The sequence below is a fragment of the Clostridium sediminicola genome, from assembly GCF_050402865.1.
GTDB classification, from domain to species: domain Bacteria; phylum Bacillota; class Clostridia; order Clostridiales; family Clostridiaceae; genus Clostridium_AF; species Clostridium_AF sediminicola.
On sequence record NZ_BAABMF010000018.1, the window covers coordinates 40572 to 65192 of the forward strand.

The following is a 24621-nucleotide window of genomic DNA, read 5'->3' on the forward strand; positions in this document are numbered from 1 at the left end:
CTCACCTCTTCATAAAATATTATCCCCTGCTTATAAATCTCCCCGTATTTTTTAATGCAAGTTTCCCATTTTGAACCACATGCTTACCTCGTAAAAAAACGTGCTTTGCTTTTCCTAATGTATCTATACCTTCATAAGGAGTGTGATCAACATTCTGACTTTGATTACTCCATGAAATAACTTCTCTATGGGTTTTGTTCCATATAACGATATCCGCATCACTACCTACACTAATCGTTCCTTTTTGAGGATACACATTTAACATCTTTGCTATATTTTCTGAAAGCAAACCACACATCTGCTCTTGTGTAATAATGTTTTTATTTACTCCATATGTATAAATCAGTGCAGGTCTATGTTCTACTCCCGGTATACCATTAGGTATTTTACTAAAATCATCTATGCCTATCTTTTTTTGTTCAAAATTGAAACTACAGTGATCTGTTCCAATAGTATCAATTTCTTTATTTCTAATACCATTCCATAGTTCATCTATATCTTTTTGCTTTCTCAGAGGTGGTGATAAAATATATTTAGCACCTTCGAAACCATATAAAGCATATTTACTATCATCAAACAATAAATATTGAGGACATGTTTCTACATATACCTTTTGCCCTCTCTTTCTTGCTTTACGTGCTTCTTCCAATCCTTCTGCTGTACTCAAATGTACTATATTGACAGGCACATCAACTAATCCAGCTATATATGTATACCTAGATATAGCTTCTGCTTCTACATAATTAGGTCTTGATAAAGGATGAGCTGATGGAGCTGTGTTTCCTTTTTTCAACTGAATTTTAGTTAATTTTTTAACTAATTCACCATTTTCACAGTGCATAGAAACTATTCCACCATACTCCTTAACTTTTGATAAAATTTCATAAATTTCACCGTCATTTACTTTAATATCATATGCCATATATAGTTTAAAAGACGATACCCCTCTTTTAAACATTTCTTCAATTTCCTGAGCTACATTATCATTCCAATCAGTTATAGACATATGAAAACCGTAATCACAAGAAGAAATATTTTCTGCTTTTTTATGCCAGTTGTCAAGAGCTTCAACTAGACCTTCCCCTTTGTACTGATTAGCAAAATCTATAATACTAGTGGTTCCACCTAATATAGCTGCTTTAGTACCTGTTGAGAAATCATCTGATGATCTAGCCACTCCAGTATCTAAGTCAAAATGAGTATGTGCATCTATAAATCCAGGAAACACAAGGCAATCCTTTGCATCAATTATTGTCGCACTATCATCTTTTAACTTTTCACCAATCTCAATGATAATGCCATTTTTTATCTTAATATCCGCCTTGTAACTTTCTGTAGATGATACTATAGTCCCATCTTTAATAATAAACACATAAGCACCTACTCTCTTTAAACAAACTATATATACAATTACAAGGATTTTAATTTAGATAAAATCCTTGTAAAGTAACTTATATTAAACTCTATTATTTTCCACCCATAGTAAGTGCCATTACAGCTTTTGCAGTATGAATTCTGTTTTCAGCTTCATCGTAGATGATAGAATTAGGTCCATCTATAACTGCATCTTCAACTTCATTTACTCTATCTGCTGGTAATGCATGCATATACTTACAATGAGGTTTTGCAAGTTTCATCATTTCTTCTGTACATTTCCATCCTTTATATTGATTTAGCATATCATCTACAATTTCTGTAGATTGGTTGTTTACCCAGCTACCCCAATTTTTAGGAATTACTACATCAGCATCTTTATATGCTTCTTCCATATTGTGAGTTATTCTGAATGTTCCACCATTTTCTAAAGCATTTTTCTTAGCGGTTTCAATTGCCCAATCTGGCAAATCATATCCTTCTGGATATGCAAGAGTTACATCCATGCCATATCTTGGAAATAACATAGCTTGAGTTAATGGAACTGAAACTGGTTTTTTATGTGTAGTTGCATAAGCCCAAATTATAGAAACTTTTAAGTTTTTAGTTTCTCTAAAATTTTCTTGTATAGTCATTAAATCAGCAGCACCTTGCATTGGGTGATATAAATCACACTGAAGATTCATTACTGGAACGCTTGAATGTTTAGCCATTTCTCTAATATAAGCATTTCCTACTTCCCAACCACAATGTCTACAAGCTATACCATGACCAAATCTTGAAAGAATAACTGCTGTATCTTGTGCACTATCACCATGCTTAATTTGCATTGTACTAGTATCAAGGAAACTTCCGTGTCCACCTAATTGTGCTAAACCAGCTTCCATAGAATTTCTAGTTCTTGTAGAACTATCAAAGAACATCAAGAAACCTGTTTTATTAGTTAAGTATGGTGTATCTTGGCCTAATGCAAATTTTCTTTTTAAATCAAGTGATACATCAATAAGTGTATTTATTTCGTCTTTTGTCCATTCTTGAAGTGTGATAAAATGTTTCCCTCTAAATATTGATTGCATATTTGTCTCTCCTTTTAATTAAATAGTTTATTTTATTCTTATTAAATTAGTTTAATTATTTTAGTGTATAAGGTAACATCGCATATAACGCACTACATACTACTAAATCTTGTACTCTTGTAAATTCATTTGGTTTATGACACTTATCAACATCTCCAGGTCCTATTATTACTGATGGTATATGATAACGACCACAGAAAGATACTGCATTAGTTGAGTAAGTACATGGGCCTGGTACCAATTTTTCACCATATAAATTATCAAATGCTTTTACAGTACCTTGAACGATTTCATGTTTTTCTTCAACTATCCAAGTTGGAAAATAAAGTTCTTGACCGTAGTCTGTTCCTTTATAACCTTTCTTGTCATAGTAAGGCATGTATACTTTTTGAGCTTCTTCACCCATAGCTTTGCTTATATAATCTTTAACTTGACCGATTGCTATTTCTTCGTTTTCACCCCAAGTTAATCTTCTATCAATATAAAGTCTTGCTTCATCTGGAACTGAACATTGAGATGGTCCATAAACTTCCATTAATGATACAGTTGCTGATCCTTTACCTAAGAATTTCTCAGCATCTGGTTGTAATTCTTCGTTAAGCTTTTCTATAGCCAATGCTGCTTTTGATGCAAGATAAGCTGCACTATGTCCATTATGTGGAATAGACCCGTGAGATGAAATACCTTTAATTAAGATTTCTATTTCCATTCTACCTCTTTGTCCACGGTATAACTTACAAGCACTTGGCTCTGAAGAAACAATGTAATCAGGCTTTAAACCTTCTTTTTCGATTAAGTAAATCCAAGCAATACCATCACAGTCTTCTTCCATTACTGTGAATGTATAGTAAACACTGAACTCACCGTCATACCCTAAATCTTTTAACATTCTACCAGACGCTATCATAGCTGCTGCTCCACCTAATTGGTCAGAAGTTCCAAGACCATGAACAAGGCCATCTACTATTTCCCCTGAATGAGGATCTTTATTCCATTGCTTTATATCACCAATACCAACTGTATCAATATGAGCATCGAATGCTAATACTTTAGGACCATAACCAACTCGTCCAACAACACTACCTAATCCGTCAATACGTACTTCATCAAATCCAGCTTCTTTACATAATTCAACAATTAATTCACATCTGTCTTTTTCTGCACCACTAAACCCTGGAACTTTCACCATTTTTGATAGAACTTCCGCAGTATAATCACGATATTCTTCACTAAGTTCTAAAATTTTTGCTTTAAGTTCATTATTATTCATATTATTATCTCTCCCTTATTTTTTAATATTCCTAGTTTTTATATAAATTTATAAAACTCCTTTTATTGCCTTTACTGGACATCTTGATTCACAAAGACCACAGCCAAAACACTTTTCTTGATTTATAATTATTTTTCCTGACTCATTTGTAATTGCAAAATAAGGACAATTTTTTTCACATATTCCACAGACTGTACATTTCTCATGATCAACAACTGGGTATGACGGCTCAGTAGCTACTTTTTTCTTTGTAAGGCCTGTACGCTTAACATCTTCTATACTTTCAAATCCATATTTTTCTAATCTTTTTGGTAAATCTTCAATTATTTTCTTATATAAATCTCTACCTTTTAACATTGCTTCTGATAGCATTTGTACAGCATCTGCACCTGCAAGTAAAAATTCTATTACATCATCTGCATTAGCCACCCCACCGCAACCGATTACAGATAGATTTGGGTATGCTTCCTTAATCATATTTACATAAGCCAAGGCTAAAGGTTTTATTGGCGGACCTGATGTCCATACATAACCTGAATCAATACCTATTACCGGTTTTCTATTTTCAATATCTATTACCATATTAGGTCCTAATGATGTGATAGCTACTATCCCATTTGCACCACTATCATTACACGCTTTAGCAAATCCTACAGGGTCTGATATATTAGCATTCATCTTTACCCATATAGGTTTCTCAGTTAATTTTCTTGCTGTTGCTACTACTTTTTGCACTTCATCAAAGTTTTTACCTATGTATCTAGGTATGTATTCATAACCTGCTGCAAAAGGTTCTAATCGAGGAATTAGATTCTTCATATCAGCTTCATCATACCCTATGCTAACTATAATTGGCGTATCTACATTTTTTTTTGTATTTGGTAAAAATTTATCAACCCACTCATCTGAACCATATTCAGACCAAGCTTCTGAGTTAGCAATCATATTTTTTGTTCCAATAATACAAGGTCTACCTACAACCGCCCCTTCAGGTGCAACTGTTTTTGTTACTAACGCTCCTAAACCTAATTTAGCTAGATATGTCATTCTTTCATCATCGCCAGTCAACGGACCTGAACCAGGTAACAAAGGATTTGACAAAGTTAAACTAGCTACTTTTGTTGTAATATCCATTAGTATTCCTCCTATTTATTTATTATTTACCTAAAATTTTATCTACCCATTCTTTTATTACCACGATAGCCTCATCATGAACGCTTTCGAATGGTCCCGATATTTTAATTTCTTTACCACTACTTTCTATCACTTGTCTACTAGGTATATCCAATCCCCCTGGTAGAAGTTTTCCAAGTTCTCTTTCAGATACAGCATATTTTATATTACCAACATTTGCCCAAAAAGCTGCTCCTGTACACATACAACACGGTTCCATTGTTGCATATACAGTACAACCCCATAAATATTCAGGAGAGTACTTTTTAACTGCTTCCCTCAGCATAGTATTTACATCGTGTGCAGTTGGATTATTTTCATCTGCAACAGCATTTCTTTGTTTCATGATTATTTCACCCTCAGGAGAAACTAAGATACAACCAAATCCATCATTACCTGTATCAAGAGCTTCCCTAGATACTTCAATAGCCTTTTTAAAGTAACACTCATCAGTTTTCCAAGCCATAATCATAACCTCCTTCCTCACCTTTTTGACTGATTAAACAATTTTACTGACTAGTCAGTCTAATTAATTATTATAATACACCCTTGTTTCAATTTTGTCAATACTTATAATTTTCTAAAAAATCGCAAAATGCGACAAATTCCACTCCATTGGTTTTTATTTAAATAAACCCTATTTACAAAATATATTTAATATAAATAGAAAAAGCGCCAATCCAGATTTTATTAATCTAAATCAACGCATTATTTCTACTCTAAATTTTCGATTATCTTAGTTACCCATTTACAAAAATCAACAGATGCCTTTTTAGCTGTTTCTACTACTCTTTCGTGTGAGTGATTGACCTTTTGTATTCCTGTAGCCATATTGGTAATGCAAGATATTCCAAGTACATCAATTCCTATTATATCAACTTATTCTCATAATCTTAATTCTATTCCTGAAAAAAATTTCTGTAGCAGCACAATAAGTATCAACTAAACATACAATAATAGATTCCGGATATTTTGGGGGCATCAAAGTTACAGGCCACATATGTCTCATTATGCAGTCTTTTTCAATTTTATTAACTGTGAAATATTTATTAGCATTTTTAAAAGCTATAGATGGATGTGAAAATGCATGTAACCCTTCAGGCGGTCTAGTTTTTTTCCAATCATATAGGAAAAAATCATGTAAAAGTCCCCCTCTTGCAGCTGATTTACTATCTAATCCTAAAAGTCTACAAATTTTATAACTATTGTACGCAACATGCAAAGAGTGATCATAACAACTCACATTACGATGATGACAAAAATTTTTCATTTCTTTTACCGCATCATGGCCCACTATATCTTCAATATACTCTTTGAATTTTTCTTCACTAGAAGGATTTTCGGTATTCTTAACAGTAATTTCTTCTTTGTTATTAATTAAAGAATAAATAATATCAATTAAAAATACTATAAACCCAATATATGTAAGTGTTTTGTTAGTACTTGTAGGAACTAATTTTATTAGTCCAATTATCTTTGGATGAACAAACCTAATTAACAAAAATGCTAATCCTCCCCATAGAATCGAAAAATGTATACAAACATGTCCTTGAATGTTTAAAATATTATCACTATAGTCCCATAATCGCCTACTCAAAACCTTTTCTGATAAAACTCCTGTGATATATTCTAGAAGGGTCACTGCGATAATTGCAATAAAAAGCTTTATAGATAATGAGTGTACAAATTTAGAATCTAATTGCATTATCATTACAATTGTTAAGGAGCCAAATCCATAAATCGGACATAAAGGGCCTTTCAAAAATCCTCTATTGACTAGTTTTTTTGTTAAATATGATGCATAAAAAATTTCTAAGCCCCAACCTAAAAAGGAATAAACAAAGAATAATATTATTAGTTCTAAAACTGAATGCAATGTTTCCACCGTCCTATTCCTATAGAATTTATAATATTAGTTATTCCCAAAAAAATAATATAAAACTCAGCTATCTAATAATTTTAACCAAGATTTTTTATAAAAAAAAGATAATCTCTAAATACCAAAGATTATCTTTTTACTATAGATTTTTCTCTATTATGTTGTAATTATGAAAAGATTTGTTTAAATAACAATATAATTCTTCTAAAGAAACCTTCTGCTACAGTATTATCATCTATAATTTCATTAGCTTCTTCATCATAGTGCATAACTTCTTCATTAATTAATTCAGGCTTGATACGTTTTTCTTTTATTTGAGAAGGATTAGCAGAAATTAAATTTATCTCCGGACTCTCTGCTATTGTTACCTCTTGGTCTTCTTCTACCGCACGAACCACTTTAGCTATTATTTCATGTCCATTTGATGCTTGCTTTATCTCATCGTAATTGATAGTTATTAAATATCCTTCTGGATATTCATTTACTTCGCCATTAGGAAATTCTGCATTATCGACATTAATATAAATAGTATCTTCTGATTCCAAACCACTATCCACATCAAATAAAGCCTTTACTCTTACCTTACCATTTTCATAGCCTTTGATTAATCCTATAAAAAGTTTATTTTCTTCTTGTTTCTCTTCTACCCTATTATTGCTAACAGTTCTTTTAGTTTTTACTTCATCAGCTTTTACTGAAAAAGACATTGTTGATGATATTGAAATTGCCAATGCCATAATTAATAGTTTTTTCATTGTTTTCCTCCTAAATTTTAACCAATAATTTGTTTTTCATATATACATACAAATGATTAATTGGTTTTCACTCATCTTTTTTGAAAAAATTTAGTATGGCCTAATACTGTCGATTATTTTTATAATTTCATCATCAGAAATAACACCGTTTATATCCATAGAATAACTTCGGCCTTCTTTCTTAAATCCAAACATCCTTTTACCTTTATTTTCTTTGATAGTAATTAGTATTTCATTATGTGTAATTGTTTTTGTATTATCATCTACTACACCACTTCCAGTAATTATGTTTCCTTTTCCAGTTCTATAAGTAATAAAAGAATTATTATATTCATAATTAATTTCTAATATTTCATTATCAATTACTTTAATATCCCCTCTACTTAGCTCATCTAAATTACCAATTGGAATCATAACTGTATATCCTAAAATTTCTTTCACTTGATTAAAATTATTCCATGTTACACTTACTGTATTATTGTGACTATCAAAGTTATCTATACTTGCAATTCCTATGTCATTATTTTTATCTGTTTTATTTTCTTTTGTTGTATCCGAATTATCCGATTGAACACTTGTAATATTTTGTTGATCATTTGAATCATCGATACTATCAATGCCTACATTATTATCATCTGATGTAAGAACATCGCCTTGATTAGTAGCATCCGGCTCAATATTTGTTGTTTTTTGTTCATTCTTAAAATTATCAATACTTGCGATTCCTATGTTATCCTTATTATTTTTTGAATCAATATCTTCTTTAGTGATTAAATTACTATCATTTGTTTCTTGAATTTTCCAACCACTACTTTGAATAAATATCAAAGCACCTCCTACTATGATTACACAAGCTGCTGCAATTCTAGAGAACTGTTTTATTTTCCATTTTGCTTTTTTAGATTTCGGTCTCTTTAGATTCATTTTTTGCTTTTGCAAAGCACTAATTCTTTTTAACTCATCTTCAGTTAATTTTTCCATATTCATCTCCATTTTATCTAATGCATCTAATAATTTTTCATCATATTTCATTAAAGAACAATCCCCCTTTCAATCATTTCTTTCCTCAGCCGTTTACGTCCTCTGTATATACGATTTTCGACCGTTTTTGGGGTAAGACATAAGTATGAAGCTATATCCTTCACTTTTTCAAAGAGAAAAAATCGCCTAGTAAATATCTCTTTATCCGGTTCTCCCATATCGTTAATAATATTTTGTAAAACCTCTACATCACTTTTTAGAGCTAAATACTCTTCAATATTTTCTTTTGCCTCCATATTTTCATCTTCAAAATAATCAATTTTTTCTCTCGCTAATTTGTTATAACGATTAATAGTAGTACTGCGCGCTACACAAGCAATATATCCTTTTAGTGATCCTCTGTCAAAATCAATTTTATTAATATTTTTCCACAAAACGATAAAAGTATCTGCAATACATTCCTCTATATCCTCTTGTCTATTATGCAAAATTTTTATTGCAATTCCTTTAACCAACCCTCCATATTTTACAGTTGCTTCATAAATTCCTCTTTCAGGACTATTTTTAAGAAGCAAAAGTATTCTACTATCCTCCATTTTTTACCCTCATTCTTGTTAGATTTCTAAAAATACTGTTTATCCAATTATACTCTGGTTAAACCACAAAAAGTAATTTAGTTGAACTTACTTTTTGTGGTTTAACCATACTTTAAGTGATATATATAAATACAATGGTTTTTGTAGTTTTCACTCGTAATTAATCAAAAATAATTAAATAAAAAAGGACTGTCTCAAAATTTATTATATTTGAGACAGTCCTTTTTTATTTCTTTTAAATTTTATACATGACCATAGTATTCTCTATGATTTACTACTGAATATGCATAATCTAATAAAGTTCCCCAACTGAATACTGGTAAATCTACTTCTCTTTGTATAGCTCTTGCAAATGGCTGCATACCTGTACATTCTAGCATTATAGCACCCATATTTGGATTCTTTTCAACAAGATCTTTACATAATCTTACCATATCTTCTTCTGATTTATCAAAATACGCTTCTGGCACTTCGGGTCTCTTTTCATGATCCCATAAGTTATCAAATTGAGTACATCCATATTCATCTTGAGCACCTACTATTACAAGATTACTTTTAGGATTAATACCTACATTCACTAAATGAGCTTCTTTTAAGAATTTCCCTTGAGCAGCTACGATACCTACTGATTGATCAGGTTTTATTAATTGCTGAATAAATGGTACTTGTAGTAAACTAGACATAAACACTGGAATATCTACATGTGCTGCCACTTCTTTTTGAAAATATGCAAAATATCCACACTCAGCCGCAATTGCTCTACATCCCATTTTTTCAAGTCTTTTAGCTGCGTCCAAAATAGGCTGCAAACATTGGCTTTTATCTTCTTCCCAAACTAATTTAAAAATATCTATATCCTTTACTATATCATATTGCACTGGGTAAGGAAATGCACTTGCATTTCTAACATCCCCTGGAAATCCTGGATATACCTCATCTAATATCATAATTCCTAATCCCATACCATAGCAACTATGTTGTTTTCTTGCTTTTATATGATTGATTCCCATATCTCTTCCGTTATAATACATATTATATCCTCCTCATAAATAATATTATAATTTTATTTATCTGTGAAGCTTTATCTCAAAATCATTCTAATCTAACACAAATGGTGCTATTAATTCTTCCTGTTCTTTAGTTATATTTGGCATTTTAAATTCATTTAACATCTCATCAATCTTATCATTTGCCTTGTCTAAAACGGTCTTGCAGCCGTTATTCTCCCAGTTTTCATAATACTCTCTGCAGAATAAATGTGGCATGAAATGCTCTTCTCTAAAATATTCGAAAGTATGCATTTCTTCCAAATATTGTCCTCCATGCCCAACATTTTTAATTGTATCAAATCCTATTGTATCATCATTTATTTCAAAACCATTTCTAAAACGTTTGGACATTTCAATTGTTTGTTGATCAATTATGAATTTTTCATAACATATAATATTAAAAGAATCCATAATACCACATGCATGAATAATATAATCAACACCTGCTATAACACCTGGTATCATAGTAAATGTAGACTCTATTCCAGCTTGCATATCTGCAGCCTTAGAATCACTTAGTGCACCGCCACCTCTACAAGGAATTCCATAAAAGTCTGTTAAAGCTTTTGAAAACATAGCTATAAGCCCAGCTTCTGGAGTTCCAATTGCTGGAGTAACAAAACGTAAATCAGTTGATGCTGCCATATTACCAAATACTGCTGGAACCCCTGGTCTAATTAATTGACTTAATACAAGTCCAGCCAAAAGTTCAGCACCAGCAACTGCCATAGTTCCTGCTATTGTAGTTGGCGAAGTAGCTCCTGGTAATGCACCACATCCAAGTATAATTGGTTGATTTTCTTCTGCATAAGCAAATATACCACCAATCATTGCATCATCATAAGACAATGGAGATATAGCACTCATTAACCCTATTGTAACATGATCATCTTTGTATTCTGGACCATAAAAATCTTTTATTAATTTGATACATTCCTTTGACTTTTCATAACCTGCTGTAATTCCCATCATAGGTTTTGTTCCATATTTCAAACATGTAGCTTGTTGGAACATTTGTATCTCCTTTTCAGGTATATCTGATGGAGTTACCACGTACGGATTCAACATATCTATAGTTTCACTATCTTGTGTAAGTTTAGTGAAATTAATAAAATCCTCTTTATTTGCTAAACGTTTTTCATCGCCTCTTTTTATAAAAACTGGTCCATAAGCTGGACAGAAAACACTTTCTTTCCCACCTACTTCTACATTATTTTTTTCGTCTCTTGCACGGATAACAAAAGATTTTGGTGCTGTCTTTAACGCCTTATTTAATAATTCTTCTTCTATATAAACTACTTCTCCCTCTACTCTAGCACCATGCTCTCTAAAAACATCTAACGCTTTTTCGTAATGGAATTTAACACCAATCTCAGATAATATTTTCAATATCGCTTCATGCATCTTTAATATGTCTTCTTTGTTAACAAAAGTACCTTTTGCTTGCATATCTTAACCCCCTCATATGTTTTTGGATTTGTTTTAATAAATCTTAAATCCAAACTTAGACTTATCTATTTTATATTACATAATTTTATTTTTCGCTATTTGATACCACTTTTAATAGTTCCCCAATTATTCATAGATTGGTATAATCTATGAATAATCAGGGATTTTATATTCAAATACTATTTTATCTTATCAGCAGCAATCTCTGAACTAACAGCTGCCTCCAAATTTGAACTTTCATCAAACATCGGATCATCTACAAAAGGATTTCTACCTTCATCAAATGTTCCTACTTTATCAAGTTCTTGAGCATTTTTCATCGCTTTAACATGAGCAACAGCCATAACAAGTTGAAGAACTATAATTGGTAAACCACATACAATAACCGATGTTTGAAGAGCCTTAGCTCCCCCAGTTAAAAGAAGAATCAAGGCAATTGCCCCCATTAATACTCCCCAGAAAATAGTCACCACTCTTGGTGGATTTTTTTCATTTCCAGCTGAATCAAATCCAACAGTAGTCATAGTTGATAAAGTTATACTTACAGCTTCTGCTTGAGTAATAAAAGATGCAGCAACAACTAACAAACCAATCGTACATGTTAACGGAGCTAATGGTAGCTTTTGAAAAAAAGCAAATAATGCAACATCCACTCCATGTTCTGTAATGATTGCCCCAATACCTGTATTTTGGAAATGATCCATAAATATACTTGCACTACCGAATGTACCGAACCACACTATAACGAATGTAGCAGGAGCAACTAAGTTCATTGTAACAAATTCTCTTATTGTTCTTCCCTTTGATAATTTAACCATAAATAATCCTGTAAGTGGGGCAAATGCCAGCCACCAAGCCCAATAGAACATCGTCCAATCTTTTGTCCAACCTGTTTGTTTAATAGGATCAAGATTAAATGACATCGGAATTAAATTACCTAAATAATCACCAACAGCAGTTATAGTATTCTCAAGAATAGCTATTTTAGGTCCAAATAAGAATGCTGCTCCTAAAAGTATAAAATACATATACATATTTGCTGTACTAACATATTTAATCCCTTTATGTATTCCTGTACAAGCAGATAAAGTATAAATAACCACCATAACAGCAATAATCACAGTCCAAGCACCCGCTCCAGATTTAACTCCCCATAGGAAGTCCATTCCACCTGCAATCTGCATAGTACCTAAACCAAAAGACGTTCCAATACCACCAACCATCGCAAATATTGCTAATGCATCTACTAAATTTCCCCATAAACCATCAGCTTTATCACCTATAAGTGGATACAAAGAAGAACTAACTTTAAATGCTCTTCTTGCATTATAGAAAACAAATGCGCATCCAACTCCTGCACTAGTATAAATAGCAAAAGGTATAAATGCCCAGTGTAAATAAGTATACCTTAATGCAACAGCTGCAGACTCAACTGATTTTCCAGCTATACCTAAAAATGTTGGAGGATTCATGTAATGCATCATAGGCTCCGCAACACAATAGAAACTAATCCCAATTGCAAGTGAAGAAGTAAAAGTAACTGCAAACCATGTAAAACGATTCATTGTTGGCTTTGCTTTAGGCCCTCCAAGTTTAATTTTCCCATATTTACTGAATCCAGCCCAAAAGCAAAATAATGTTAATATTATTGCCCCAAGAGCATAAGCCCAACTAAAATATTTTAATGTAAAATCTAATGCCGCCGAGGAGGCTTTTCCAAAACCTTCTGGATTAACAACTCCTAAAATAACTCCAACAGTTAATAAAATTGCAGGTGGAAAGAATACTTGCTTGTTGACTAAAGACCAAAAACCTTTTTTTTCTTTTGCCATATAACCATCCTCTCAAATAATTTTATAATAATAGTGGTTATTAAAATTAATAGTAGTTGTTGAATATTAGTTTTCTTCAAGACTATATTTGATATTCTATTTTTAATTTTTCTTGTAAATCTATTTTTTCTAAAAATATTTAATGGTATAATTACTGTTAGGTCACCTTTTAGAGTTATCCATTGATCTTCCCACAGAACATGAAACTCAAAAACGGTGACTGTTCCCATTTTTCACTTAAACTTTCTTTATTAAAAATTTATAACATCCGTATAAATTCAACAACTCATTATTTTTCACCACTATTTTAACAAATAATGTAAATCGTTTTCATTTCTACAAATAAATAACACCTGATAATACTCTTCCTTTTATAACCTTATTTTTTTACCAACCTACACTTAAAATTTCTTTTAATCTACTTATCCAATTTCATATTTATGTAATTTCATATCCATGAAATTATTATATAACTTTTGCTTCTACATGTCAATCATTGATTCTAATTTTTTATTAATTTCAATTGAACAACAGCAAATATCCGCACTACACCTACGTCAACCTCCCATTTTATAGATATGGCAATAAAATTTCAAATGGTTAATTCTCGTTGAACTCTTTCAAAATAGTGAAATTTCCTTTCTTACACCGCTTTGTATTGCTATCTATCAAATCTATTACGAATATCATATTTCATATTTTTGAATTTATCTTCTATTTATCTGTTATAATTACTACCCAAAAAAAATTAGAGAGTTGACAAAATCAAATTTTGCCAACCCTCTTGTTTAAACGAAAATATTAGACACTTAAATTACCACCAGAATTATTGCCAACTACTTTATTCTTTATCTATAGATACCCAATAACTTACACATTCACCATTTCCTATATTTCTATATGTATGCATACTATTTGCATAAAGGTAAAATGAGTCTCCTTCTTTTAAAACATATTTATTTTCTGCAGTTTCAATCTCCATTGTACCTTTAGTGATAACACCAAGCTCATCTGAATTATGCCCCCAAGATATGCTTTTATAATCTACCCCTTCTTCTATAGTCATACAAATACCTTTTATATCTTTTTCTCCTTCAGTAATCAATTCATATTTAACTTTTTCCTCTTTTTCATATATTACTCGTCGTTCATCTTTCTTTATATGCAGCTTATTTTCTGGCGATTTTTCTAAAATTTCAATAATATTGATATTAAGCACTTCACAAATTCTCTGTAAATAGTCAAGAGTGGGGCTATTCACATTTCTTTCTAAATTACTTAGATAACCAATTGATAATCCAGATTTTTCAGATAGTTGTTGTAATGTAAATCCTTTTTGCTTTCTAATATCTTTAATTCTATCTCCAATCTCAGAAATTCTATTATTTTGTTCCATCTTATTCCTCCTGTATATATCATTTCACTATAATTTAATAAGTACATTTTATTAGAGTATTTCAATACTATTTCTAAGTATCTTTGTATCTAGAGCTATGGTATATATATTCATTATAATTATACTATAAATACACTCTTTTATAAATAAAAATTTTATAATCATAAAATTTTTATTTATATATTAACTAGCACATATTGTGTTTTTTCAAATTCATGAAATTGCAGCTTGTAATTTTTATTTTTTTATTATATACTCTAAATAGATTATCAATACTACTCAGACCTATTTACAATAAATATTTTTAAAATATTTTATATCCATTTTTATTATTTTGAAATTTCCAATCCATAATTAATAAAAAACCTATTCCTTTATTTCATATATGTGAATTTCATATCCTATTAATAATTTCATATATTTGAATTTTATAGTTTTTTAACTAATAAGGAGGTTTTTTTATGACAAGACAGAATCCCAGTATTTTTAATGATATAATCGGTCCAATTATGGTAGGTCCATCAAGTTCTCACACTTGTGGATGCGCTAGAATTGGATACTTAAGTAGTCAACTTTTAGACAGGAAGTTAAAAAAGGCTGTTGTTGAATTTGCAAGAGAAGGTGCTTATACAAATATGTATAAAGGACAAAAATCTGATTTAGGATTTACTTCAGGTCTTTTAGGTAGACGCCCTGAAGATCCTAGACTTCGTACAGCAGGTTTAGATGCAAAAGAAATGGGAATAGATATTAGCTTTTTAATTAGTGATTTCCAAGCCATAGTTCCAAACATCTCAAAAATTACAATGGCAAGTGAAGATGGAGAAGTAGTTTGTGTACATGCAGATTCTACAGGCGGAGGAACTGTAAAACTTTTATCAATTAATGACCTACCTGTATCCATTGTAGGAGATGCTAATGAGCTTTTAATTTTCACAGAAAACTTAGAGCTAGAAGCATTAAAAGAATTAGGTAATGATATAAAAAATAAATTAGATAGAGTTGAAAAAATAGATTTTTCTACTGTTGATAGTAGAGGATTAATTAATATAAAAACCACTATAGAGGTTTCTGATAATTTAATCTCTCAAATAAAAGCTTTTAAAAATATTATTTCAGTAAAACAAATCAAACCAGTACTTACTGTTTTATCTAACTTACATGATAAAGTTCCTTTTAAATCAGCTGAAGAAATGCTTCAAATCGCTGAAAAAGAAAACAAAGAACTTTGGGAACTTGCTGTAATGTATGAATCAGCAAGAAGTGGATGGTCTAAGGAAGAAATCTTTGATTATATGAAAAAAATAATAATGATAATGGAAGACGGTATTGCTGAGGCTTTAAAAGGTAAAATAGATATGTATGGTATATTGAAACCTACATCTGGAAAAATTCAAAAAGCTTCTGAAAATGAAAAGAAGTGGTTAAGCACCGGGATTCTTGATTTAGTTACACCATGGTCTATCGCAACTATGGAGTATAGTAGTGCAATGGGAGTAGTTTTATGTGCCCCAACCGGTGGATCAGCCGGCGTAATTCCAGCAGCTATACTCGGAACTGCAAATAAATTAGGATTAAATGAAGATGATAAAATAAAAGCTATGCTTGCAACTGCAATTGTAGGTGTTTGTATGGCAAAAGATTGTAACTTCTCTGCTGAACTTTATGGATGTCAGGTAGAACCAGGCGCAGCATCAGCAATGGCTGCAGCAGGTTTAATGCATTACATAGGTGGAACTGCAAAGCAAGCACTTGATGCTGCATCAGTGGCAATACAAAATATACTCGGTACTATCTGTGACCCTGTGGCAGGTCTAGTTCAAGTTCCTTGTATTAGCAGAAATGCTATGTCCGCTGCAAATGCAGTAATTTGTGCAAATATTGTAATAGGCGGATTTGATCCTTGCATCCCACTTGACGAATCAACAGAAACTATGTTTAGAGTCGGTGCTCAATTACCAAGCGAATTAAGATGTACATGCAATGGTGGGCTGTGCACAACTCCAACTGGCCAGAGATTAGCTAGAGAACAAGCTGAAAGAGATGCCCACAGATAAGGAGAACTTACAATGAAAAAAATTATATCAACAAATGAGGCTCCTAAAGCTGTAGGTCCCTATTCTCAGGCCGTTGTACATAATGATATTATTTATTTATCAGGACAAATATGTATAAATCCTGAAACAAATGAAATGGAAAGAGATACTGTAGCTCAGCAAACAAGAAGATCTTTAATAAATATAAAAAATATATTAGAAGCATCAGGGTCATCCCTTGAAAAAGTATTAAAATGTAATGTATATATTTCTTCAATGGATAAATTCGAAGAAATGAATGAAGTGTACACGGAATTCTTTCCAAATAACCCACCAGCTCGCGTAACTGTTGCAGTGAAGGAATTATACGAAAATTTAGATATAGAAGTAGATGTAGTGGCATTCATTTAGTTGTTTGTGCTATATAAAAAGAGGTGATTTCACACCTCTTTTTATATTATAAAATTAATCACCAAAAGAGAATATTTACAGGAGGATTATTTATGTCAGAGAAAAATAATACATCAGCAAAACTACAAAGAGGTATAGATTGGAAACAAGGATTAGCCATAGCTATTGGTGTTCCATTATTAATATTACCTTCAATAGGCTATTTCACAAACTATGTGTGGGGATTTTCTATTATCGTTTGGATGTTATCTGTATTCCAAGGCTTTATGCAAAATCTAGCTTATGGAGAAATGGCAACAATGTTTCCCAATGCCTCTGGATTACCAGGCTTTGCTCAAAGTATTTTTAAGAATAATAATAGTAAAAATAAATACAGCATAGGTAAATTTATTGGTGGTTTCAGCGCTTGGAGCTATTGGTTTGCATGGAATCCTATTTTAGCTATATTTTCAATATTAATTGGAACCTACTTACACGAGTTATTACCAATTTTTAATTCGGTTTCCGAACTAAAATTATGCTTATTGGTAGGAATAATTATAAATTCACTACTAATTATTGTTAACTATAAGGGGTTATCTAGCGGCGCAGTACTAGGATATATACTAGCAGGTATTTCATTAGCACCTGTTATTATAATTGCTTTATCTCCATTTATAACAAAACAATTTCATTTTAGTAATATTACTGAATTCTGGCTCCCAACTAGTTGGCAATGGGATTTATCTCATATTATGATGCTCTTTGGTGTCTTCGCAATGGCCCAATGGAGTGCCTGTGCATGGGAAACAGCTTCAATATATGGACCAGAGTATAAAAATCCAAAATCAGATTTACCTAAAGCTTTATTTTCCTGTGGAATAGCTTGTTTTCTAATCTTTGCACTAGTTCAAACTGCATGTATAGGAACTTTAGGAGTAAACGGTATATTAAGTGCACCTCTTTCTCCAATGCTTTCTCTTGCAAAAGTATCTCTTGGTTCAACAGGTGCGTATATATCTATCTTTATGTTAATTGCAGCCATGGTACTAATAATACAAACTGCACTTTTAGGTTCATCAAGAGCAATGTACTCAATGTCACTTGAAGGTAACCTACCAAAATTTTTCGGAAAAACAAATCAATATGGAACTCCAATAAATGCAATGATTTGTATTGCGTTGTTAAACCTAGTTCTAATAAGTCTTAGAACTCCTACTGCTATTATTGCTGCATCTTCTATTGGATACGTATTTGCAAATGGCATAAGTTTGTTTGCCTATGTAAAAGCAAAAAGAGATTCAAAACTATCAAAACTTGAAGCATCATTCAATGCTCCAAAAGGATGGAAAAATATCGCCCTCTTGTTTGGAATTATTAATATTCCTTTTTATTTAATTGGAGTAGTTTATCTAAATTCATTGGAAGTTGGTTGGAAATCAACCTGGGTAGGATTTATTGTGTTAGGCTGTTATATACCATTATGGCTTTATTCACAAAGTAAAAACTCATCTGAGGAAAATCTAGTAAATAGAGATTCAATCCTTACTGATAAATAATATTATTAGCTCTGTTTAAAAATAAGAAAACCCTATAGTGTAGACTTTTTTTCTTTGTCCACTCTATAGGGTACATTTTTATAAGTTACTGAATTAATCTTTTAATTTATTTCATAACCACCTAAGTATCTATTTAATACTTCTTCCTGTTCTGGTGTGTTTTCAACATATACATGTTCTTCTAATCTTCTCTTAACTTCTAAACTTGCTTTTTCTAACACTGATAGTCCGCCATGATTTTGCCAAACTTCATAACCCTCTTTATTAAACATTTTAGGAGTATAGTGTTCATTTCTAAAGTTTTCAAATGTATGCATTTCTTCTATATACGCTCCACCTGGTCCAACTTCTTTAACTAACTCAAATTCTTCTTCAGTATCTAGCACCTCAAATCCTTTTGTCATTCTCAAGAACATTTCAATATTTTGTTCATCCAATATAAACTTTTCATAACTTATTATATTAAATGAATCCATAACACCACAAGATTGTAATATAAAATTACTAGTAGACATTAATGCTGGTAACATTGTTATAGTAGACTCTACACCAGCTTGCCAATCTACCGCTTTTGCATCTGATAAAGAACCTCCAGTTCTGCATGGTATTCCGTAGTATTTGGCCATTGCCGCTGCTGCATAAATTATCAATCCAGTTTCCACAGAACCTATTGCGGGAGATACAAATCTCATATCACATGATCCTGTAGTATTTCCGTATAAAACCGGTAAGCCTGGACGTAATAATTGGGATATTACTATACCAGCCAATACCTCTGCATTATTTACTGCAACTGTACCTGATAAAGTTGTTGGACTTGTTGCCCCTGGTGATGAACAACACGCAAACATTAGAGGTTGATTTTTTTCTGCATATATTTTAGTTGCTTCCAACATTACTCCGTCATATTTTAAAGGCGAAATAACACTAATTATCCCCAACACAACATTTTCTTTGCAGCCATAAAACTCTTGTGCCATATTAATACTATCAATAGATGCTTTAGGACTCGTTGTAAATCCAATCATAGGTTTATCTGAATATTTTAGACAAACTGCCATTTGATAATTTCTAACATTTTCACGATCAATATCCTGTGGTTCTATAAGATTAGGATTCATTACATCCATTACTGTACTACTATGATGTAGTTTTTGGAATTTAACAAAATCTTCAGCTGTATTACTTCTAGTTTCGTTGCCCTCCATTACCATTAGAGGTCCTGATACTGGTGCAATTATTTTACTGTCCCCACCAACTGTAATAGATCCTCTTCTTCCATATAACTCAAACTCTTTAGGAATAGTACTCATGGCTTTATCAAATAATTCTTCATGGATAAAAACTTTATTTCCTTCAGTTTTTGCACCATGTTTCTTAAATAATTCCACTATATCATCACAATCAATTTCAACTCCCACCTCTGAAAGGATTCTCAAAGTCATGCTGTGGATTTTTTCTACTTCTACCTTGTCTAAAAAATTATTTATAAGTTTCATATATAATCCCCCTCAAATAAAATTACATATCTTCTACAATTCCTTCTCCTGGTACACTTTCTTGTATTACATTATTCTCTATTTCATCCACTTCAACATATTTACCTTTAGCAAACATTCTCAAGAAACCTATTCCCGCTACAACTTGCAATATTACTATTGGGAATCCTACTAACATCTTTACTGTTTTAGCTCCATCTAGACCTCCATTTATTAAGAATATTATAGCAATTGCTCCCATGAATATTCCCCAGAAAATTTGTACTGATGCTGGAGCGTCATCTTCTAAATAGTTTTCACCTGTAGTTACACTCATTTTTGATATTGTAGAAGTAACTGCATTTGCTAGGGTTATAAAAGATACAAGTACTACTATCATCATTATGACTTTTAATATCATTGGTAAAGGTAATTGTTCAAACAAACCTAACATTACAGCTTCATGCCCTCTAGTTTGAATTAATTGCCATAAATCTAAACCTCCAACAAACTGTGCATTCGCTGCAAGACCACCAAATATTGTTACCCATAACCATCCAAATAAACAAGGTGCGACCATATTAACAGTTACAAATTCACGCATTGTTCTTCCTTTACTAAGTCTAGCTAAGAACAATCCTGTCGTAGGTGCAAAGATAAAGAAATCTAAATACCATAACCAGTTCCACCATACTGACCATTTTGCTGCCGGTTCAAAAGGCTCTGTAAAAGTAAGATTCTTAAATAAATTAGTAAACATGTTTCCAGTACTTTGCACACCTAAATTCATTGAAAACTTTGTTGGCCCAAATATAATTACAAATAAGAGCATTCCAATAAAGAGTTTGGCATTATTATCTCCCAAAAATTGTATACCTTTCTTTAGTCCTGTTACAGCTGATAAAGTATATACTAATGTAACAACTATTGCAATTATAATCCACATAAATGCGCCTGTAGGTAACCCAAAGAGTTGGTTCAATCCATCAGATACTTGTAATATTCCATAACCAAATGATCCTGCAACTCCACCAATTATTGCAAATGTTACAAGTCCATCTATAAAGTTTCTATATTTGTATACCTTTTTACCAAACAAAGGATACAAACTAGATGTGATACTATATGGTTGCTTCAAATTATAATATATATAAGCCGCTACTAATCCAGCAGCAACATACACGCCATATAAAGTTATTGTCCAATGTAAATATGTAAATTCAAAGGCGTTTGATAAAGCTGCCATTCCTCCTGCTTCTAAGCCACTTCCTACAGCAGGATTAAATGTGTATTCTATTATTTCTGCTGGCGGGAAGAAAACTATCCCCATTCCCATACCTGCACAAAGCGATATTGCCCACCATGTAAACTTACTAAATTCTGGTTTTGCGTCTTTTCCACCAATTTTTATCTTTCCATATTTACTGAATAAGAAAAATAATGACATCCCAATACTGAATATAACCGCTAAATTCAAGAACCACCCCAATTGGTCACATAAGAAGTCAACTATTCCACCAAGCACACTGGAAAATAGTTCTGGGGATACAATACCTAAAATAAAAATCGCACCAAAAATTACTGCTGAAATACCTATAACTACTTTATTAATCCTAAAATCCTTCTTATCATGTTTTTTCATAGATTTTCCTCCTATAATTTGCTTGTTTAATTAATAATGTTTAGCATTTTCATAAAAGTTTTCTGGCTTAAATACATTAAACGTTACTTGTATATGTTTATATCCAATATTATACAATTGTTCAGTGATTTCCTTAGCTACAGTATCTTGCATCTTTTGATCTCTTGGAAACCAAAGCATTTGAGCTCTAGGAAAGGATTCAATAACTGTGCCATTATCTACATCAAGAGAATTAATAATGTCAAATTTAATATGTTTTCTTTCACACCCAATTATTTTTTCTAGATTATCTTTTAATTCTTTACTTATCGAGCATAATTCGTCCGTTTTTATTCCTTTAAAAGTTATTTGAGGCATTTTCAATACACTCCTTTAACTATTTTTTTGTGATTTCCACTTCTCCTGTATCACCATTTACCTTTACCCAGTCACCTGTTTCAATTATTTCACAAGGATCTACATCTTCAAAATCCGCAACCATTGGTACATCCAAGACAACTGCCGCTACACCTGATCTTGAATCCATTTTTGTAAATACCCACCCAGCAGGAATTTTCCCTTTTACTTGAGCTGAATGGAAATGACAAGACCATCCATTAGATCCTTTACTACATGGCAATACAAGTATTTTACCATGTATGTTTTGTCCTTCTTGTGAGTGTCCTTTTTCTATTATATTACCAGTATGATCATCTACTCCAGCCCAACCTTGTATACTCTCTGGGCAAACTAATGCTTCTCCTTCTGCAATTCCTTTAATAGCACCTCTAGCTTTAATTACTATTTTTTCCATAATTATGCCTCCCATCTTCCTGTAACTGCTGCATCGATACATTTATACATATCACCGTAATACACTGTTGCATCAGTCTCTGATCTAATATAATGGGCTTGTTTTGCTCCGTCCATAGCCATTCCTGTTACTCCTTCATGACATTTATGTCCAATAACCAACGGACAACCGCTTGTAAGAATATGTCCACCAGCTTCTTCAATAATCTTTGTAAATCCATTTACATTTGCCATTTCTTTTGTAGCATAATCTGTCCAAACCATAAATAATATATCATCTTTGATTTTTTTACCTTTAATATATAATGCTGCATCTCTAATCTCTTCTAAAGTATAGTGTGGACATCCCAAAGTAATAAATTGTATCTCTTCATCGCCTTTATCACATAACATATTTAAAGATTCTTCAAAATCTTCTTTAGTAATTGTTATAGTACCTTTAGGTTCATTTCCTCCTAAAGCCATTTCTAAATCAACCGCTTCTGGTGTGATACCTACTATATGACACATTTCAGCTCCACTAGTTGTAGCTAAAGAAGCAAAACATTGTTTTAATTTAATTACATCAGGTCTTTTAAAATCACCACTTATTATTGGCACTGCATGAGGTGGAAGCTTTCTTCCTACTGTATATCCTAAAACATCCCAATCCAATGCAGTTTCTGATGGACATTCAATATTAAATACATGCGTTCCTTTTCTATTATCCATAATATGATTTCCCCATTTAGGAGTTCTTCCACAAATAGCTGACCAAGCAGCTGCTTCTAATCCATCTGAATTTCCACAAGCACTTAACACTGAATTACAAAATAATACATTACTAGATTCGGTAGTAACAAAATGCTCTCCTCTTAACGGAAGCCACCCAACAAGATACGGTGTACAAGAACCTGTAATATTTACACCCGCTTCTTTTGTAATTTCTAAAAACCTATTATTCTTATCGAAAAATTCTTTTGTAAGATTTAATGGTTCATATACATATTGATCGCAAGGCGCAACACAAGTTTGACAGTTACATCCTTCAGCAAACTTGTCCATCTCTATTGTATCATCACTACACAAAAGCATCTTTGAAAAAATCTCATCATAGTTTTCAGAATCAACAACATCTAGATAAGGGTGTGCTCCTAAATATACAGTTGCTTTTGTAACTTCACATAACTCTTCTGCTCCTAAAGCTTCTGCATATTTAATTATATTTTGTAGAGCTACTTTTTTGAAGTCACCCTTCTCTCCTTCTAACATTCTTTTTTCATAATCTGTTAATTTAACCATAGTATATATCTCCTTTTAGTCTATTAATACTTCTGCACTAATCTCAACATCCAATCCTCCCCATATTTCAGCTCCAACTGTTTGCCTAGCAGGCGGGTTTTCTATTGAAAAATACTTTTGATACACTTCATTCATTTCATCAAAACACTTCATAGATGAAATAAATACATTGCACTTAATAATATCATCCATCGATAATCCCATATCAGTAACTATGCCCTTGATATTTTCTAGCACTCTTTTAGTCTGATGAGATACTGTACCTTTTTCAATTTCACCCGTCTCAGGATTGATCGAAATTTGACCAGAAACATGCGCAATGTTATTACCTATACTTACTTGTGCAATTGTTCCACTTGGAACAAAACCTTTATTAGAATCAAATTTTCTTTTTATGAATTCCACCTCCTTATTTTTAATAATCGTAAAAAACATAAACAAGCTTTAACTTTTCACGTACAACACCATTTTTAATTTTAATGAATATTTAATTCGTTTTTTCATTATTTTTTTTACGTTTATGAATAACATCGTTTACATTATATCACCACCCAAAATTTATGTCAATGTTATATTTTCATTTTGGTAAAAATATTTTTACACGCATGAACAT

Annotated in this window: 22 protein-coding genes and 1 pseudogene; 3 read left to right on the top strand and 20 right to left on the bottom strand. The window is 31.8% G+C overall.

Features of this window, described 5'->3' with window-relative positions; translation table 11 throughout:
• Positions 1 to 19: 19 nt before the first annotated feature.
• The 14 genes and pseudogenes from hydA to ACQ3F0_RS21320 form a co-directional block, all read right to left on the bottom strand.
• Positions 20 to 1372, bottom strand: a complete 1353-nt coding sequence (hydA, locus tag ACQ3F0_RS21255) for a dihydropyrimidinase (RefSeq protein ID WP_428867735.1) — start codon at positions 1370 to 1372, stop codon at positions 20 to 22.
• A gap of 94 nt (positions 1373 to 1466) precedes the next feature.
• Positions 1467 to 2450 carry an ornithine carbamoyltransferase gene (locus ACQ3F0_RS21260; RefSeq protein WP_428867736.1) on the bottom strand — a complete coding sequence of 328 codons (984 nt, stop codon included), beginning with the start codon at positions 2448 to 2450 and terminating at the stop codon, positions 1467 to 1469.
• Positions 2451 to 2505: 55 nt separating this feature from the next.
• Complete coding sequence (locus tag ACQ3F0_RS21265; protein WP_428867737.1) at positions 2506 to 3720, bottom strand: YgeY family selenium metabolism-linked hydrolase; 1215 nt, start codon at positions 3718 to 3720, stop codon at positions 2506 to 2508.
• Positions 3721 to 3768: 48 nt separating this feature from the next.
• Positions 3769 to 4854 (bottom strand): 4Fe-4S binding protein, encoded by a 1086-nt coding sequence (locus ACQ3F0_RS21270; RefSeq protein WP_428867738.1) that lies wholly within the window; start codon positions 4852 to 4854, stop codon positions 3769 to 3771.
• 22 nt (positions 4855 to 4876) lie between these two features.
• Positions 4877 to 5359: a nucleoside deaminase gene (locus ACQ3F0_RS21275; protein ID WP_428867739.1), complete on the bottom strand. Its 483-nt coding sequence runs from the start codon at positions 5357 to 5359 to the stop codon at positions 4877 to 4879.
• 248 nt (positions 5360 to 5607) lie between these two features.
• A pseudogene (locus ACQ3F0_RS21280) lies at positions 5608 to 5763 on the bottom strand (purine-nucleoside phosphorylase); the annotation flags it as partial.
• Between the two features lie 4 nt (positions 5764 to 5767).
• Positions 5768 to 6769: a putative ABC transporter permease gene (locus tag ACQ3F0_RS21285; protein ID WP_428867740.1), complete on the bottom strand. Its 1002-nt coding sequence runs from the start codon at positions 6767 to 6769 to the stop codon at positions 5768 to 5770.
• 170 nt (positions 6770 to 6939) lie between these two features.
• Positions 6940 to 7527 (bottom strand): hypothetical protein, encoded by a 588-nt coding sequence (locus tag ACQ3F0_RS21290; protein WP_428867741.1) that lies wholly within the window; start codon positions 7525 to 7527, stop codon positions 6940 to 6942.
• A gap of 90 nt (positions 7528 to 7617) precedes the next feature.
• The gene (locus tag ACQ3F0_RS21295; RefSeq protein ID WP_428867742.1) at positions 7618 to 8559 is read right to left on the bottom strand and encodes a hypothetical protein; all 942 of its coding nucleotides are present in this window, start codon (positions 8557 to 8559) and stop codon (positions 7618 to 7620) included.
• Positions 8559 to 9104: a sigma-70 family RNA polymerase sigma factor gene (locus ACQ3F0_RS21300; RefSeq protein ID WP_428867743.1), complete on the bottom strand. Its 546-nt coding sequence runs from the start codon at positions 9102 to 9104 to the stop codon at positions 8559 to 8561. The genes ACQ3F0_RS21295 and ACQ3F0_RS21300 overlap by 1 nt, the downstream gene beginning before the upstream one ends.
• Positions 9105 to 9346: 242 nt before the next feature.
• Positions 9347 to 10135 carry an aspartate/glutamate racemase family protein gene (locus ACQ3F0_RS21305; RefSeq protein WP_428867744.1) on the bottom strand — a complete coding sequence of 263 codons (789 nt, stop codon included), beginning with the start codon at positions 10133 to 10135 and terminating at the stop codon, positions 9347 to 9349.
• Positions 10136 to 10201: 66 nt separating this feature from the next.
• A complete protein-coding gene (locus tag ACQ3F0_RS21310) occupies positions 10202 to 11602 on the bottom strand; it encodes a trimethylamine methyltransferase family protein (protein ID WP_428867745.1) in 1401 nt (466 codons plus the stop codon).
• Between the two features lie 179 nt (positions 11603 to 11781).
• A complete protein-coding gene (locus ACQ3F0_RS21315) occupies positions 11782 to 13434 on the bottom strand; it encodes a BCCT family transporter (RefSeq protein ID WP_428867746.1) in 1653 nt (550 codons plus the stop codon).
• 841 nt (positions 13435 to 14275) lie between these two features.
• Positions 14276 to 14830, bottom strand: coding sequence for a helix-turn-helix domain-containing protein (locus ACQ3F0_RS21320; RefSeq protein ID WP_428867747.1), 555 nt, complete (start codon positions 14828 to 14830; stop codon positions 14276 to 14278).
• Positions 14831 to 15291: 461 nt separating this feature from the next.
• Here ACQ3F0_RS21320 and ACQ3F0_RS21325 point away from each other — a divergent pair, with 461 nt between their 5' ends.
• The 3 genes from ACQ3F0_RS21325 to ACQ3F0_RS21335 all read left to right on the top strand — a co-directional run bounded on the left by ACQ3F0_RS21325 (position 15292) and on the right by ACQ3F0_RS21335 (position 18815).
• Positions 15292 to 16887 carry an L-serine ammonia-lyase, iron-sulfur-dependent, subunit alpha gene (locus tag ACQ3F0_RS21325; RefSeq protein WP_428867748.1) on the top strand — a complete coding sequence of 532 codons (1596 nt, stop codon included), beginning with the start codon at positions 15292 to 15294 and terminating at the stop codon, positions 16885 to 16887.
• Positions 16888 to 16899: 12 nt separating this feature from the next.
• The gene (locus tag ACQ3F0_RS21330) at positions 16900 to 17277 is read left to right on the top strand and encodes a RidA family protein (protein ID WP_428867749.1); all 378 of its coding nucleotides are present in this window, start codon (positions 16900 to 16902) and stop codon (positions 17275 to 17277) included.
• Between the two features lie 92 nt (positions 17278 to 17369).
• Complete coding sequence (locus ACQ3F0_RS21335; RefSeq protein ID WP_428867750.1) at positions 17370 to 18815, top strand: APC family permease; 1446 nt, start codon at positions 17370 to 17372, stop codon at positions 18813 to 18815.
• A gap of 101 nt (positions 18816 to 18916) precedes the next feature.
• Here ACQ3F0_RS21335 and ACQ3F0_RS21340 read toward each other — a convergent pair whose 3' ends face one another.
• From ACQ3F0_RS21340 to ACQ3F0_RS21365, 6 genes are read right to left on the bottom strand one after another with little or no spacing between them, the layout of a single operon-like run.
• A complete protein-coding gene (locus tag ACQ3F0_RS21340; protein WP_428867751.1) occupies positions 18917 to 20314 on the bottom strand; it encodes a trimethylamine methyltransferase family protein in 1398 nt (465 codons plus the stop codon).
• Between the two features lie 22 nt (positions 20315 to 20336).
• Entirely contained in the window at positions 20337 to 21935 is a 1599-nt protein-coding gene (locus ACQ3F0_RS21345) for a BCCT family transporter (RefSeq protein ID WP_428867752.1), read from the bottom strand.
• 30 nt (positions 21936 to 21965) lie between these two features.
• On the bottom strand, positions 21966 to 22292 hold the full coding sequence (locus ACQ3F0_RS21350; RefSeq protein WP_428867753.1) for a DUF1904 family protein: 327 nt from the start codon (positions 22290 to 22292) through the stop codon (positions 21966 to 21968).
• A gap of 19 nt (positions 22293 to 22311) precedes the next feature.
• A complete protein-coding gene (locus ACQ3F0_RS21355; RefSeq protein WP_428867754.1) occupies positions 22312 to 22728 on the bottom strand; it encodes an aconitase X swivel domain-containing protein in 417 nt (138 codons plus the stop codon).
• Between the two features lie 2 nt (positions 22729 to 22730).
• Positions 22731 to 24008, bottom strand: a complete 1278-nt coding sequence (locus tag ACQ3F0_RS21360) for an aconitase X (protein ID WP_428867755.1) — start codon at positions 24006 to 24008, stop codon at positions 22731 to 22733.
• Between the two features lie 15 nt (positions 24009 to 24023).
• A complete protein-coding gene (locus ACQ3F0_RS21365; RefSeq protein ID WP_428867756.1) occupies positions 24024 to 24443 on the bottom strand; it encodes a RidA family protein in 420 nt (139 codons plus the stop codon).
• Positions 24444 to 24621 lie beyond the last annotated feature (178 nt).